16 protein-coding genes and 1 tRNA gene are annotated in these 14810 nt (G+C 42.6%); 3 read left to right on the top strand and 14 right to left on the bottom strand.

From position 1 onward, the window contains the following. Positions 1–28 precede the first annotated feature (28 nt). From yknW to G476_RS0110810, 5 genes are all read right to left on the bottom strand, one after another. Positions 29–703: a YknW family membrane protein gene (gene yknW / locus G476_RS0110790; protein ID WP_084405703.1), complete on the bottom strand. Its 675-nt coding sequence runs from the start codon at positions 701–703 to the stop codon at positions 29–31. Positions 704–858: 155 nt separating this feature from the next. Beyond that, positions 859–1092 (bottom strand): WYL domain-containing protein, encoded by a 234-nt coding sequence (locus G476_RS0110795; protein ID WP_026690128.1) that lies wholly within the window; start codon positions 1090–1092, stop codon positions 859–861. Between the two features lie 90 nt (positions 1093–1182). Continuing rightward, positions 1183–2355, bottom strand: coding sequence for an MGDG synthase family glycosyltransferase (locus tag G476_RS0110800; protein ID WP_026690129.1), 1173 nt, complete (start codon positions 2353–2355; stop codon positions 1183–1185). 150 nt (positions 2356–2505) lie between these two features. After that, complete coding sequence (locus G476_RS0110805; RefSeq protein WP_026690130.1) at positions 2506–2943, bottom strand: GNAT family N-acetyltransferase; 438 nt, start codon at positions 2941–2943, stop codon at positions 2506–2508. Between the two features lie 2 nt (positions 2944–2945). Continuing rightward, positions 2946–3461: a YjcG family protein gene (locus tag G476_RS0110810; RefSeq protein WP_026690131.1), complete on the bottom strand. Its 516-nt coding sequence runs from the start codon at positions 3459–3461 to the stop codon at positions 2946–2948. A 219-nt stretch (positions 3462–3680) separates the two neighbouring features. On the opposite strand from G476_RS0110810, the gene G476_RS0110815 reads away from it, so the two are divergent. The 3 genes from G476_RS0110815 to G476_RS0110825 all read left to right on the top strand — a co-directional run bounded on the left by G476_RS0110815 (position 3681) and on the right by G476_RS0110825 (position 4742). Then, positions 3681–4241 (top strand): phosphatidylglycerophosphatase A family protein, encoded by a 561-nt coding sequence (locus G476_RS0110815; RefSeq protein WP_026690132.1) that lies wholly within the window; start codon positions 3681–3683, stop codon positions 4239–4241. A 150-nt stretch (positions 4242–4391) separates the two neighbouring features. After that, positions 4392–4592: a hypothetical protein gene (locus G476_RS0110820; protein WP_035186395.1), complete on the top strand. Its 201-nt coding sequence runs from the start codon at positions 4392–4394 to the stop codon at positions 4590–4592. Positions 4593–4666: 74 nt separating this feature from the next. After that, positions 4667–4742 (top strand) — tRNA-Val (locus G476_RS0110825). A 115-nt stretch (positions 4743–4857) separates the two neighbouring features. Here G476_RS0110825 and G476_RS0110830 read toward each other — a convergent pair. From G476_RS0110830 to G476_RS0110870, 9 genes are all read right to left on the bottom strand, one after another. Further along, a complete protein-coding gene (locus tag G476_RS0110830; protein ID WP_026690134.1) occupies positions 4858–5706 on the bottom strand; it encodes a DegV family protein in 849 nt (282 codons plus the stop codon). Between the two features lie 340 nt (positions 5707–6046). Further along, the gene (locus G476_RS0110835) at positions 6047–6961 is read right to left on the bottom strand and encodes a C40 family peptidase (RefSeq protein WP_026690135.1); all 915 of its coding nucleotides are present in this window, start codon (positions 6959–6961) and stop codon (positions 6047–6049) included. Beyond that, complete coding sequence (locus G476_RS0110840) at positions 6958–8055, bottom strand: dipeptide epimerase (protein ID WP_026690136.1); 1098 nt, start codon at positions 8053–8055, stop codon at positions 6958–6960. Before G476_RS0110840 ends, G476_RS0110835 begins: the two co-directional genes overlap by 4 nt. A 32-nt stretch (positions 8056–8087) precedes the next feature. After that, positions 8088–9044, bottom strand: a complete 957-nt coding sequence (locus G476_RS0110845) for an ABC transporter ATP-binding protein (RefSeq protein WP_026690137.1) — start codon at positions 9042–9044, stop codon at positions 8088–8090. 14 nt (positions 9045–9058) lie between these two features. After that, positions 9059–9781, bottom strand: a complete 723-nt coding sequence (locus G476_RS0110850; protein WP_026690138.1) for a gamma-glutamyl-gamma-aminobutyrate hydrolase family protein — start codon at positions 9779–9781, stop codon at positions 9059–9061. A 135-nt stretch (positions 9782–9916) separates the two neighbouring features. Continuing rightward, complete coding sequence (locus G476_RS0110855) at positions 9917–11572, bottom strand: peptide ABC transporter substrate-binding protein (protein WP_026690139.1); 1656 nt, start codon at positions 11570–11572, stop codon at positions 9917–9919. Positions 11573–11658: 86 nt separating this feature from the next. Beyond that, positions 11659–12651, bottom strand: a complete 993-nt coding sequence (locus G476_RS0110860; RefSeq protein ID WP_026690140.1) for an ABC transporter ATP-binding protein — start codon at positions 12649–12651, stop codon at positions 11659–11661. Positions 12652–12654: 3 nt separating this feature from the next. After that, positions 12655–13602, bottom strand: a complete 948-nt coding sequence (locus G476_RS0110865; protein ID WP_026690141.1) for an ABC transporter permease — start codon at positions 13600–13602, stop codon at positions 12655–12657. 1 nt (position 13603) lies between these two features. Beyond that, the gene (locus G476_RS0110870; protein WP_026690142.1) at positions 13604–14536 is read right to left on the bottom strand and encodes an ABC transporter permease; all 933 of its coding nucleotides are present in this window, start codon (positions 14534–14536) and stop codon (positions 13604–13606) included. Positions 14537–14810 lie beyond the last annotated feature (274 nt).

Consider the following 14810-nt stretch of genomic DNA (forward strand, 5'->3'; position numbering starts at 1 on the left):
ATAATCCTTTAACCAAACCTTCCTCACTTCACACGAATAAATAGCTAATGAAAGAACCTCCTACGTAAATAACCAAAGCTGTTACCCAAGCCGCTGTAGTGCTCATTGATGCCACGATACGAAGGCCCATGACCGTTAGAATAAGAAGCCAAATTCCGAACACTTCAGCCATAGCTACCAGAGGAAAGACAGGATCCATAGGATCGAAGAATACCGGTAATCCTGTATATGTCTGCAAAGGATTCAAGCCAAAAACCAAAACAATCGTAAGGTTAACTAAAAGTCCGATTCCTGTAATAAGCGTAACGAAGACGTTTAACGAAAAAAGCTGCTTAAATGTTGCTTCAGCTGCTGTTAATTTAACAGCAATCAGCATAATAAGAGCAACGAACAGAGAACCGAGTGCCGGTATAAACAACCCGGAGATAAAAGTAATTAGACGGGTAAGACCTTCTGCAGCTTCCACAAATGCGACTTGGCCTGGAGGTACATCACCCATCAATGTCTGAAAATCCGTTGTGTAAGCAAAAATCGCGGACCAGACCGCAAACAACGCCGTCACCATTAGAAGCGGTACTGCCACCGTCGGGTTTTCTTTCATTCTAGCGAACTGTTCAGAGGGGTTCGTAATGAGCTTAAATAAAGATGGATTTTCTTTCTCTGGTTCTCCCGGATCTAATTTATGTACAGATTCTGACATCATCCATTCCTCCCACGTTTTATGTCTCAATCATGTGTACGAATAACCAAAGGAAATCGTTTCAATTTTTGTTAAATATAATCTCAAAAGTGAAATTACACCTTATTACAGCACGTCGTTCCCCAATAAAAAACGCTCCCCATAAAATGAAGAGCGTTTCATCCAAGTTGATCGTCCTGCTTCCTAAATTTGTGTTTTACAGGTAAAGCGGAAAGAATGTTCATTCGCTTAAAGGTACGTAAAGCTTTTCTCATGTGACAAAACCCAATAATGGCCTCGTCATTTATTTGTCTGACTGAAACAACTCGCTTCGTTACTATGCCTGTTTTACTCATATAAATTATTTCAATCGGTGTTTGCTCAGCAATACTCCTTTTAAACAACCCTTCCACAATACCCCTCCTCATTTCTTTTTCTTCCATTATACGAACAAGCGTTCTGTTCTGCAATCCTTTTCCCGTTGCCAATTCATTCCTAAACCCTCATGTGTGAAATTCACCTTTCTCTTTTTGTTTTTGTTTCATAGTTAGGATATGATTCATACGATAAAGGCTTCCATTGCCTACATAGGCCTGTTTTTTGGCTTCAAATCCATCATAAAGGAGCAGCATTTTATCAACGAGTTCAGCCGTAGAGACTTGGCTCGGCGAAAGCATCTTTTTAGGGTTATTCACCAACAACTCTGCTTTTTTACCTACTTGTTTTATGCTTGACTGAACGAAATGTTCTTTTAATCGCTGTTCGTTCTCTTCCTCTTGGCCTGGCAAAGGAGAGGTCATGATTGTTGGTACATTCGCTGCGAGTGCTTCTGTCATCGTCACACCACCGGGTTTTGATATTAGAACATCTGACGCTTTGACATAATCAGAGAATACTGGTGTGTATGGAAATGTACGCACATCGTGCTTCGTTTTAAGTGTGCTTAGTTGTTTTGCAGCTCGATGGTTTTCTCCGGTAAAACAAAGAAGTGTCCAGACACCTTTTCCTTCCTTCTCAAAGCTCTTAATGACTTCTTTGTAGCGAAGAAGTCCTTCTTTTCCTCCGCTAATGGCTGCGATTTTCCCTTGAATAGGCAACCCCAATCGTTGTCTCAAGTCCAGTTGATCGATCTTTTCGAACCACTTTTTATGAACGCTAATACAGCCGTGTATAAACTGTGCAAAAGGGTATGTCCTTTGCAAAGAGTGTGTTTCATTTTTATCAGGTAAAAATACAGCCGTCACTTCTTTTGTAAGACTCATCCCGTGGAAAGAGTAATCTGTCACTAGTGAGTAAAGAGCCGGTGTTTGTTTAAACGTTTTATCACGAATCGCTTTTGCTGCTACTGCGGTTGCGAGTGGATGGGTTGCTATAATGATTGATGGAGCTGAGATTTTCATTCGATGATTTGCTCCCTGCCATAACGCACGACGGAACAAAAAGGGGTTACTATAAGGCGTGTTCGTCTTTTTGTAAATGAAACGCCAAAGAGGCGGAACGACTTGTACCATTGATAAATAAAGGGCTGGGATTGTTTTTTTAAACAAGGACGGTAAACAATTGAACAAATCAATGACTTCACAATGAGCACCTCTTTTTTCCCATTCTTGTTTCACGACATCGCAAACAGCATCATGTCCAGCCCCTGCAGATACTGTAAGTAAAATTACTCTCATACTCATCACCCGTCCCTAAACAACCATTTATTATTAGTGTAGTGTGTGATTAGCCAAATGATTCCATGCACTCGAGATAGAATAAAAAAACCTGATTAAAAAGTTTTGGTAATGCCCTCAATGTGATTTTCACAAAAACAAAGAGGCAGCCTATTCATAGGCTGCCTCAACAGTTTTACGCATAGCGACATGAGGGATTCCAGCATCAAAAAATTCTCCGGAAATCGTCTCATACCCTAATCGAGTATAGAAGCGTTCAGCTGTGACTTGTGCATTCAGCTTCATTTCTTCGATCGGGTATTGCGTTGCTTCTTGTTCAATTTTTTTCATTATTTCAACTCCGACACCTTGTGTACGATATTCTTTCAACACGCAAATCCGCTCTACTTTTCCGATGTCATCCATGATTCTGAGTCTTCCGGCTCCTACCGGCTTCTCTCCATCATAGGCAACGAAATGAACCGATTGTGATTCGTACTGATCAATCTCTTCTTCCTCAGGAACTTGTTGCTCATCCACAAACACCGTTCTTCTAACAGCGAACGCATCTTCTTTCTCTTTTTGGGACTTCACTACTTTTACGTTCACGCTTATTCCCCTTTACCTAAACGGAAGGTTTCATAGACTGTCCACGTATTGTTATCGAGCTGATATAAAAGAGAAAACCGGTCGACTAACTCTTCGTGGTTAACAGATTCCATTTTCAATCGGCCGAACACGTCCGAGCATTCATCATTATCCAACTGTTGTCCAATGGTTATGTGAGGAACGAACTGATAATCGTAATGGTGTTCGAGCTTTCCCGAGTTGAGACGTTCACGAAGGGTTGTGAGCGTGTCATTCTCTCTTACCTTCATATAGATCGTGTTTGTAACCGGGTGGAACGATCCGAATTTATAAACTTCCATCGTAAACGGACTCGTCTCACTCGCAACAGATCTCATCTCTTCGAGGAGCTCCGGGAGATCTTCTTCTTCCGATTCAAACGCTTCCTTAATGGTTACGTGAGGCGGGATAAGAGAATAGTGGGAGTCATATCGCTTTCTGTATGAGTTTGCAACATCCTGTAATTTTTTAGATGGGAAAATAGCAATACCGTATTTCATGTTGAGTGCCCTCCTTATGTAATCGCTTTAATCATCGCTTATTTTTCGATTTGCTAAAGATCGACAAAGAATCTTCCTAAAAAGTCTATTCAACATATACCATGAAATCTCCTTTTTTTCTACTATGATTGTTTTCTGACAGAATGTAAATAGTCTTTCTATTCCAAAATGTATGATAAACTATAGTTAGATCGGACCAGTCATAGGAGGAATGCTCAAATGGAGAACAGACAACCTGTTCATTGTCACGTAGTAGAAAATGCTGCACGTAAACTCATTCAAGAACGAGGTGTTACCCTCGATGATATTGCGAAAATTGTGTATGACATGCAAGAGCCTTACAATCCTGACCTCACAATGGAGGAGTGCCTCGACAGTGTAGATAAAGTCCTGGAAAAAAGGGAAATTCAACATGCCGTTTTGGTAGGGATCGAGCTTGATAAATTGGCTGAAAAAAAGCAGTTGTCAGAGCCTCTACAATCAATTGTTGAAATGGACGAAGGACTCTTCGGGGTGGATGAAACGATTGCCCTTGGATCGGTTTTCGGATATGGGAGTATTGCTGTAACGACTTTTGGTTATCTGGATAAAGAGAAAGTCGGAATCATTCGAGACTTGGACCAAAAGAAAGACGGACGCATTCACACTTTTTTGGATGACCTTTTATGTAGTATCGCAGCAAATGCTTCAAGCAGGCTTGCCCATCGATTGAGAGATCGACAGGAACGATTGCGTGAAGAAGAAATCAAGGACCGAGACCGGGAAGAACGGATCGGTTAAATAATTCCTCATGAAGCCGAAGGACCCTCTTCGGCTTCATCTCCCTTAAGGGACAAAGCAGTCATTTTTTTTATCACTCTTTCATGACCTTGGTATTCTTTTGACCAAAAGCACATAGGCTAACGGAAAACAGTGGTTGAGGTGACGAGCATGTTGGGAAAGCAAAAACAACCGTTAAAAAGAACGCGCTGGGTCTATTTAAAACAGATTTTCACATCGAAATTTCAAGCAGGATGCTTAAAAGCAAAGCTTGAGGAGAACTGGCAAAACGGCTATGAAATCCCTCCTTGGGTCGAGATTCGTAAACTGAGAGATGATCGTTATGTGGTCAGGTATACGTATGACGAATGAATTTTCACAAATCTATTGACTTCTATTCTGGGTTAAGATATATTATTAAATGTCGCTACTACATAATCTGTCCCGTTCCGTTAGCTCAGTTGGGAGAGCGCCACCTTGACAGGGTGGAGGTCACTGGTTCGAGCCCAGTACGGGACACCATAAAATGTACATATCCCTCATTACACACATGTGTAGTGAGGTTTTTTGCTGTCTTCAAATGTACAAACGTAATACAGCTACCCTTCTCATTTTGAGTAGAGTAGCTGTTGATTGATTATCCTCGTTGCCAAAGGAGCGCAAGTGTTCCTTCACCGGCGTGTACCGCGATGGTTGAGCTGATTTCCCCAATGAGTACATCCACACCAGGGATTTTTTCTTTTACCTTTTCTTCAAGCATGGCTGCTTTTTCAGGTACGTTTCCGTGCATAATCTGAACACTGCGAACAGGGTGCTCCTCGTGATACGTGGTTAGAAGCTCTACAAGTCTGTTCACCGCTTTTTTCTCCGAACGAACGCGCTCAAAAAGATTGAATTCTCCTTCAGGCGTAATAGTGATAACAGGCTTAATCTTGAGCACACTTCCGATTAGGTATTGAGCGCCACTCATACGTCCGCCTTTATAAAATTGATCAAGGCTTCCAAGTAGGATGTAATTTGCCGTTCGGCCTGCTTCGTCACGGACGTGTGCCGCAATATCAGACACGTCTTTTCCCTCTTCTGATAGTTTAATAGACTCGTTGATTAAGTGTGTGATCGCATAGCTCATACATTTGGAGTCAACGACTTCTACCGGAAAATGATCTACTAAATCACTTCCCTGCTTGGCACTTGCCATTGTTCCGCTTAATTTGTCAGAAATGTGAATGGAAATAGCTGCGTCGTAGTCTTCTTTCAACTTTTCATAGAGCTCGGCAAACCTACCGATTGCAGGCTGGCTCGTTTTGGGAACTTCCTTTTCTTTGCGAATGCGAGTGTAAAGCTCGTCCACACTCAAATCAACACCGTCCGCGTAGGATTCCCCGTCAATAATAATGCTTAAGGGTAACGTATAAACGTCAGGATGATTTTTAAGTTCTTCGGTCAAGTAAGCCGTACTGTCTGTTACAAATGCAATCTTTCCCATTTATATCAACTCAATTCTATAAATTGTATGAAAACGTATTCTTTAAAACCATTATATATCAAGTTCTTTTTATAACCAAGTACTAATTGTTGGTACTAACTCACTTTTTCTGAACTAGAAGAACGACTTGATTGTATATATTATATCGAATGACGATGGTAATGTTAATTCAATAGTGGTTTCCACATAAAAACCCGAAGAGAGACGGATCTCCTTTCGGGTTTTTACTAGTTTTCATCCTATTATTATGTTTGAGAGATTCTCATTCCTAGATAAAGCAGCCCTTAAAATCCTTCTCCTCCATCACATTTACACAAAATTGTGCGGGGACTGACCCCTTTTACCAGAAACGGCGAGCGGAGCAATAATTTTTTTCGTATTTTGTTGTGTTGATTGGAACGATTTCTATTCCCTTACCGGCGCTAGGTGCGTGAAGCATTTGCCCGTCACCGTAATAAAACCCTACATGATAGACAAAGCCTTTTCCTTCGTCTTTAGCAAAGTACACACAGTCCCCTGGCTTTAAGTCCTCTCGCTCAACCGGCTTGCCTGCTTTTTCTTGGTCTGAGGCATCCCTTGGGATCGTAACGCCAAAGTGACGATGTACGGTATATGTAAAGCCCGAACAATCAAAGCCGAATCCGCTCATACCACCCCAAAGGTAAGGAAGCTCCAGGAACATTTCCCCGTTCTTAACTAAAGCATCTCCAAGAGGTGCTGGAATGTCACTTTCTTTTTCAAAAACGTTTACGTCACCTGACTTTAGTTGGGCAACGCCGTGGGGGGTTTCTACCGATACAAAAGATCCTTCCACGATGTCTTTGGCGAGAGGTAGCCTCGTTTCGTAGCTTATTTCAAGAATCGGATTTTGATTTTGATAAAGCCAAGCGGTTTGCTTATTTACCACTGCAAAGGGGACCTGGGATTGAATGTTCGTATCTGTCCGCTCAACAACTTGGCATTTAGGTATCCAACCAGGGTAGCCTTTTTCACTTTTTTTAGAAGGCTGGTCGACCACATGGACTTGAAGCCAGTCCCCTTGTTCTTCAATCAAAGAAACGACTTGACCATAGAGCACCTGTGATTGAATAATATTTTGGTCTGTAAGTTGTTTTCGGTCATCTGTAGACAACCCATTCAACCAGCCATGAATGTCAACAGGTTCCTCTAAAGCTAGCTTATCGATTTCACGTGGTTTCTCTGCTGAGGTCCAAAGGGTTGCGACAGAGGCCTTCACGATATATTCCGTACTCATTTAAACGCCTCCTCGAATTCTCCGATTCCAGTAATGCCTAGTCCCGGTTCTTTTTGTAAGGTAATTTTATTTTTATCGTAGATCATGCCCCCGTGGACAATGTCTTTTTTAAGCATAAGGGGACTGTCAAAATCGAACCTGGTCACATTTTTCTTACTCGCTGCAAAATGAGCCGCAGCCGAAATACCTACACGAGTCTCGATCATGCTGCCGGTCATACATTCAATGCCGGCGGCCTCTGCCAAACGATTGATCGTTTCTGCTTTGTATATACCCCCGGCTTTCATCAATTTAATATTGATCATGTCTGCACAGCGGTTTGTAATTACCCGCAAAGCATCTTCCGGTGAAAACACACTCTCATCGGCCATGATAGGCGTAATGGTGTTGTCTGTTACCATTTTTAACCCTTCAAAATCGTGGGCTTTTACAGGCTGTTCTACAAGCTCGATTCCCAAGTCTAGGTCCGCCATTTTATTGATTGCAAACACGGCATCTTTTGCATTCCACCCTTGATTCGCATCGAGCCTCAACTTAATGCTGTTTCCAACCCGTGATCTTATCTCTTTGATTCGTTCAATGTCTGTTTGAATGTCTTGAATTCCGACCTTGACTTTTAATACTGAGAAGCCGTCGTTCACATACTGTACCGCGTCTTCCCCCATCTCTTCAGGCCCATTAACACTAACGGTGTAATCCGTTTCAAGCTCGTGTTGAAACCCGCCTAGGTACTCGTACAATGGAACGTCCATTTTTTTCGCCAAAAGGTCATACAATGCCATGTCCACAGCTGCTTTCGCACTCGTGTTTCTTACTAAAATACGATGAAGCTTTTGAAATACCTGTTCAAAATGGAGCACATTCATACCGGTAAGTGCCGGTTTTATCGTATTGTGAATGGCACTTTCAATACTTTCCAAACTGTCCCCTGTAACCACAAGAGTAGGAGGCGCTTCTCCAAATCCTACTAAACCGTTATCACAGTGAATGGTCACGATTACTGCTTCTGCTACTTCCAACGTTCGTAGAGCCGTTTTAAACGGCTTCTTTAAAGGTACGGCAACGCGTCTCGTTTCTATTTTTTCAATTAGCATTCGCTCTCACCTTCCGCAAAAGTAATCTATTATTACTCGTATAAATGACAAGCTACGTAATGATTCGGACGTGCTTCTTGCCAGACCGGCCTCTCCTTGGCGCACACATCCATTGCATCCGGGCATCTTGTTCTAAAGGGACATCCGCTAGGCGGATCAATTGGGCTTGGCACATCTCCTGATAAGATCGTTCTTTTTCGTTCTTCCTCTTTTTGAGGGTCAGGGATTGGTATTGATGACAAGAGTGCTTTTGTATATGGGTGAAGAGGTTCTTTATAAAGGTCTTCACTATCGGCCAGCTCCATGAGTCCACCTAAATACATTACACCAATACGGTCGCTAATGTGCTTAACCATAGATAAATCGTGAGCAATAAACAAGTATGTAAGCCCGTGATCTTTTTGAAGGTCCTTCATCAAATTTACTACTTGCGCTTGAATGGAAACGTCCAAAGCTGAGATAGGCTCGTCCGCAATGATAAATTCCGGATCTACAGCAAGGGCTCGAGCAATTCCTATCCGTTGTCGTTGCCCACCGCTAAATTCATGGGGAAAACGAGTTGCGTGTTCTGAGTTGAGTCCGACAGTTTCCAATAGCTCATGCACTCGCTTTGTTCTCTCTTTCCCTTGGTAAATGCCATGAATATCCATTCCTTCTGCAATAATATCTTCGACAGCCATCCTCGGGTTAAGAGAAGCATAAGGATCTTGGAAGATCATTTGCATCCTCCGGTTAAACTCTTTTACTTTTTTTCCTTTTATTTTATGGACATTGTCTCCGCGGAACACAACCTCCCCTGAAGTTGCTTCATAAAGGCGGATAATGGTCCGCCCTGTAGTTGATTTCCCGCAGCCCGACTCTCCAACGAGCCCGAGCGTCTCACCTTCGTACACGTCAAAGGAAATGTCATTCACTGCTTTTAACTTCTTACCTTTTCCAACGTCGAAATGTTTTTGTAAGTTTTTAACTTCTACTAATTTCTTTGCCATAAGTTACCCCTCCACTATGCCCTAGCTCGTGTTTGTCTTTTCTTCAAACAAGCTGTGATAAATGCCTTGAATAATGTTACCGACGGGTTGTCACTCATACATTCAGGGTGCCATTGAACGCCAACGATGAATGTATGCTCAGAACTTTCAAATGCTTCAATCACACCGTCCGTGGAACGAGCCGTTACCTGAAATCCCGGTGCCATGTTCCTGACAGCTTGGTGATGAAAGCTATTCACCTTGTATGTTGTTAAGGTAGTGGTGCGATGAAGAATACTTCCTTCTACTACATTAATGAAGTGTGAGCCATAAGCTCTTGGTGCCTTTTGGGTATGTTGAAGGAGGTCATGATCCATTTGGGTATAGATATCCTGGTACATGTCTCCTCCGGCAGCGATATTTAAAATTTGGCAGCCTCTGCAAATGGCAAGGATCGGTTTATCCTGCTTCATCGCCTCCTTCAACAATGCAACTTCAAACACATCTCTGTCCGGATGAATAATCCCGAGATGAGGGTGAGGTTCTTCTCCAAACAATGTGGGGTCGATGTCACCTCCTCCGGTGACTACAATTCCGTCAACCGAATCCAGATAAGCCTTAACATGAGACAATTCCGTTACATTTGGGAACACAACGGGTGTTCCTCCCCCGTTTAAAACAGAATGAATATTATCATATGACGTTTGTAATGTTCTTTCGTCCATATAAGAAGACGTAATGCCGATGATGGGTTTCATGGTGTTGTTGCCCCCTTCAGTTCATTTTTCCTTCCTTACTCTCTTACTCTATGTATATCGCAATCGATCATTCCTTATGTAAAGGGCTTCACCCCGGCAATCCATAAGGCACCGGGGTGAGAGACCTATATAACCTTATTCCATGCTAGCCCATTTGAATTCTACGAATCCTACTGGGTGTCTTACAACGTCTTCAACGTTGTCTTTTTTAACAAACGTTGTGTTGTAGTAGTAAAGTGGCACAATAACGTAGTCATCCATGAACACTTTTTCGGCTTCAATCATGAGGTCAAAACGTGCTTCAGGATCAGTTTCAGCCAAACTGTCAGATACAAGCTGGTCATACTCTTCGTTAGACCATCCCGTACGGTTCATCGGATTTCCTGTTGTAAAGTTATCCAAGTAGTTCATCGGGTCGTTGTACCCACCAAGGAAAGAAGAACGGGAATATTGTAGTTCCAGTTCACGCTGGGCATCAAGAAAAACGGCAAATTCCTGATTTTCAAGGCCTATCTCGACACCTAAGTTTTGTTGCAACATTTCTTGTACGGCTTGAGCTACGTTGTGGTTAACATCACCAGTGCTATAGGTTAAGTTTACTTCAGGTAGCTCATCGTATCCTTCTTCTTCCATACCTAACTCAAGTAGTTCTTGTGCTTCTTCTAAGTCAAACTCATGAAGATCACCAGCTTCTTCTCGGTAAGTTGAGCCGTTTGGGTGTTGGAAATCATCAAACACGTAACCAGTCATCACCGGTTGGTTTTCTTGCGTAATGTAGTCTACAATTTCTTGTGAGTTAATTGCTTTTGCGAAAGCTGCTCGAATGTTACGGTTTTGGAAAGGTTCCATTTCTACGTTAAAACGTTGGAACTCAATTCCAGAACGTGGGTATTGGATTGTTTCAGGACCACCTACAAGTTCCCCTGCCATATCGGATGGGATACCTGTCATGTGGATTTCATCGTTTCCATAGAGCTGATAAGCTGTATTCGCGTCTTCAATCATGACATATTCAACACCGTCCAGTTGTACAGTGTCTGCATCCCAATAATCCTCATTCTTTTCGATTAGAAGATACTCATCGGCTGCCCATTCACTGACTACAAACGGACCGTTCCCAACGAACGTATCTGCATTGTTCGCCCAGCTGTCATCACTTTCCACTGTATCTTTATGTACAGGGAAAAGTTGTGGCATCGCTACGATAGACGTAAAGAAATCAACTGGATTTTCCAATGTGACTTCAAGTGTTTTCTCGTCAATAGCCGTTACTTGAACATCGTCCTCAGAACCTTCACCTTCGTTAAACGCTTCTGCTCCTGCAATCCAGTAAGCATGGTGGGCAGCTGGCGAAGCTGTTTCCGGGTTTGCAAGGCGTTTGAATGCAAACTCAAAATCCTCTGCCGTTACAGGCTCCCCGTTGCTCCAATTCGCATCTTCGCGAATGTAAAATGTGTATGTAAGACCATCATCAGACACGTCCCAATCCTCAGCCATAGCCGGTTCCGGTGTCGCTTCGTCTTTTGCAAGTCTAGTCAGACCCTCCATCACATTGTTTAGAACCGCATAAGAAGGTTCGTCGTTTCCGATTGGCGGATCAAGCGAAGTTGGGTTTCCACTATTATAAATAAGAACGTTCCCTTCACCACCAGACTCTTCTGTAGCGGTATCTTCACCGTTACCCTCTTCGTCACCTGACGCTTCTTCTTCCCCTGAACACCCAGTTGCGATCATCGCTGTTGCCATTAAACCTGTACCGAGCAACCACTTCAAGTTTTTCGACTTTTTCATTGTGTTTCCCCCTTGTTTTCGTTTAATTATAATAAAAATGCGGTAAAGCTAGGCGGTAACACTCACCTCCTTTATAGAATCTACCTTTAAAACGGCTTCTGCGCTCGTTTGTCTTGAAGCCAGCATTTTGTGTAATGGTGATCCGTAAGCTTTGTATGTTCCGGGTCATGTGAAAGGCACACATCCATGGCATAGTCGCAACGAGCGGCAAAAGCACAACCTTCAGGTGGTGAAAAGAGATCCGGCGGGCTTCCTACAATCGGAATGAGCTTTTGAGTTCTGTCCCCATCCAGTCGTGGGACACTATCTAATAGGCCTCGTGTATACGGATGTTGAGGATCATAAAAGATCTCTTTCACTGTTCCCGTTTCTACAATTTCACCTGCGTACATTACGTTAATACGATCAGCTATTTGAGCAACAACACCGAGATCATGGGTAATAATAATAATGGCTACGCCTGTCTTCCTTTGAATCTCTTTAAATAAATCGATAATCTGGGCTTGAATTGTCACATCCAATGCGGTCGTCGGTTCGTCAGCAATAAGAAGTTCCGGCTTACACATGAGAGCCATGGCAATCATCAATCGTTGCCTCATTCCCCCACTAAATTGGTGAGGATACTGATTCAATCGTTCTTCAGGGTTCGCTATCCCTACAAGGTTTAGCAAATTGATCGCTTCTTGTTTCGCTTCGTTTTTACTGATTTTCTGATGAACAAGAATCCCTTCTGTGAGCTGATCCCCTACTTTTAGCGTCGGGTTCAGACTGGTCATTGGATCTTGAAAAATCATTCCAATCTGTTTTCCCCGCACCCCGCGCATTTGCTTTTCCGACAAGGAGGCAAGGTCTTTTCCATTCATGTGAATCGTTCCATTTTTTATTCGACCTGGCGGCTCTGGAATCAGGCGCATAATGCTTTGGGCCGTGACGCTCTTTCCGCATCCAGACTCGCCTACGATTGCTACGGTCTCACCTTTTTCAACGGCGAACGTAACACCTCTTACAGCTTGTACCTCTCCCCCTTGTGTGGAAAAAGATACAGCTAATTCGTTGATTTCAAGTAATGCTTGTCCCATCGGTTACCTCCTTAACTTCGGATCGAGTGCGTCTCTTAGTCCATCTCCAAATACGTTAAACGCAAGCATCGTCAATGAGATGAAGAAAGCAGGGAAAAACAAGCGCCACCAATATCCTGTATTTAGTACACCGAGTGCATCATTGGCCATGGACCCCCAGCTGGCTACTGGTGCAGATACACCCAAACCTAAGAAACTTAGAAATGCTTCTGCAAATATGGCACCTGGCACCGTAAGTGTCATAGAAACAATAACTGGTCCCATCGTATTTGGCAGAAGGTGTTTTCGAATAATCCTTGACGTATCAGCACCAAGAACTTTTGATGCTAGTACGTATTCATTTGTTTTCAATTGGAGAACTTGTCCCCGCACGATCCTCGCCATACCAATCCACCCTGTAAGAGTTAAGGCAACGATGATCGTAAATAATCCTGGCCCCATAATAACCATAAGAAGAATGACTACAAGAAGGTAAGGAAGACCATAAAGAATATCAATGATTCTCATCATGATGTTATCCGCTCTTCCGCCTTTATATCCGGAAATTCCTCCATAAATGACGCCAATGAAGAATTCAATCAGGGCAGCAGCAAAGCCAATAAACAATGAGATCCTGGCCCCATACCACGTTCGTGTAAACATGTCCCTTCCGAGATTGTCTGTACCGAACCAGTGTTCACGGGAAGGTCCCATATTTTGATTGCTTAAGGTTTGATCAGAGTAACTGTATGGCGTTAGCATGGGACCAATAATGGCCATGATTGTTAATGCGATGATCACGACGAGCCCACTAACCGCAAGCTTATTTTTTAATAGCCTTCGCCAAGCATCTTTCCAAAACCCAACACTCGGGCGGACAAGAGTATTCAGCTCAGCTTTGTTTTTGTCTATAGGCGCAAACAATCGATCTTCAATCACACGATTGGCGCTCTTCTTGGTTGTGACCGACATTCTAGTCCTCCTTCGAGTGTAGTTTGATTCTTGGATCAATTAGTCCGTATAAAATATCAACAATAAACATCATTACAACAAGGATCGTACTGTAAATAACGGTCGTTGCCATAATCATTGGATAATCACGGTTACTAATACTGTTTACAAAGTATTGGCCAATTCCCGGAATTGAGAAAATTCGTTCAATAACAAAGCTACCAGTCAATACAGCAGCTGTAAGTGCCCCCATAATCGTAACAACAGGTAAAAGTGCGTTTCTGAGGGCGTGCTTCACAACAATTTGAAATGATGTAAGCCCCTTCGCCTTAGCTGTACGTATGTAATCTTGCGTTAGTACTTCCAGCATGTTTGATCGGGTAAGTCTTGCAATAATAGCCATTGGACCTGAAGCTAAAGCTAATGCAGGTAATATCACATGTTGCCAAGTCCCCCAACGGGCGATCGGGAAAAAATCCACATTGACAGCGATGTAATTGATAAAGAGCATAGACTGAATAAAGTTCGGAATGGAAATACCGATAACAGCAATGATCATGGTAATATAATCGATCATTTTATTGTGTCTAAGAGCTGCAAATACACCTAAAAAGACACCTGAAATTACCGAGAATACCAATGAAGCAATCCCTAATTGAAGAGAAGCAGGAAACCCACTTTCAATCATGTCATTGACATCACGAGATCTCGATGTCATCGATGGACCAAAATCAAATGTAGCCACGTTCTTTAAATAGGTGACGTACTGAACGCCTAATGGCTGATCAAGATTATAATAAGCAGCCAAGTTTGCACTGGCAGCATCTGAACTTCCCGTATCACCCATGTCAAGCGGATCTCCCGGTATGGCATGCATAAGGAAGAAGGTCAGGGTAACGATGACCCAAATGGTCAGGATCATCCATAAAAACCGTTTTAATATGTATTTGAGCAAACCTTTTGTCCCTCCTGATGTTTTTTGTATGATCAGAATTTTCTAAACTTTTACGGTACACGTTAGGTAGTTATAACGTATTGTCGTCTAGTCCACTAGTACTATGAATCTCTTAACTTCCACTCCCCTCACATTAGCAATCTTTTGAAAAATCTAAAACTATTATATCAAAATATATTTCGTTTCACAAATAATTATAAGATGAGTCTTGCATTTATGCGATCTTTTTGTCAGATCATGTCCCAACGTTTTCTGAGCCGTTTTTGAATCACTT

It is taken from the genome of Alteribacter aurantiacus DSM 18675, assembly GCF_000429705.1.
Lineage (GTDB): Bacteria > Bacillota > Bacilli > Bacillales > Salisediminibacteriaceae > Alteribacter > Alteribacter aurantiacus.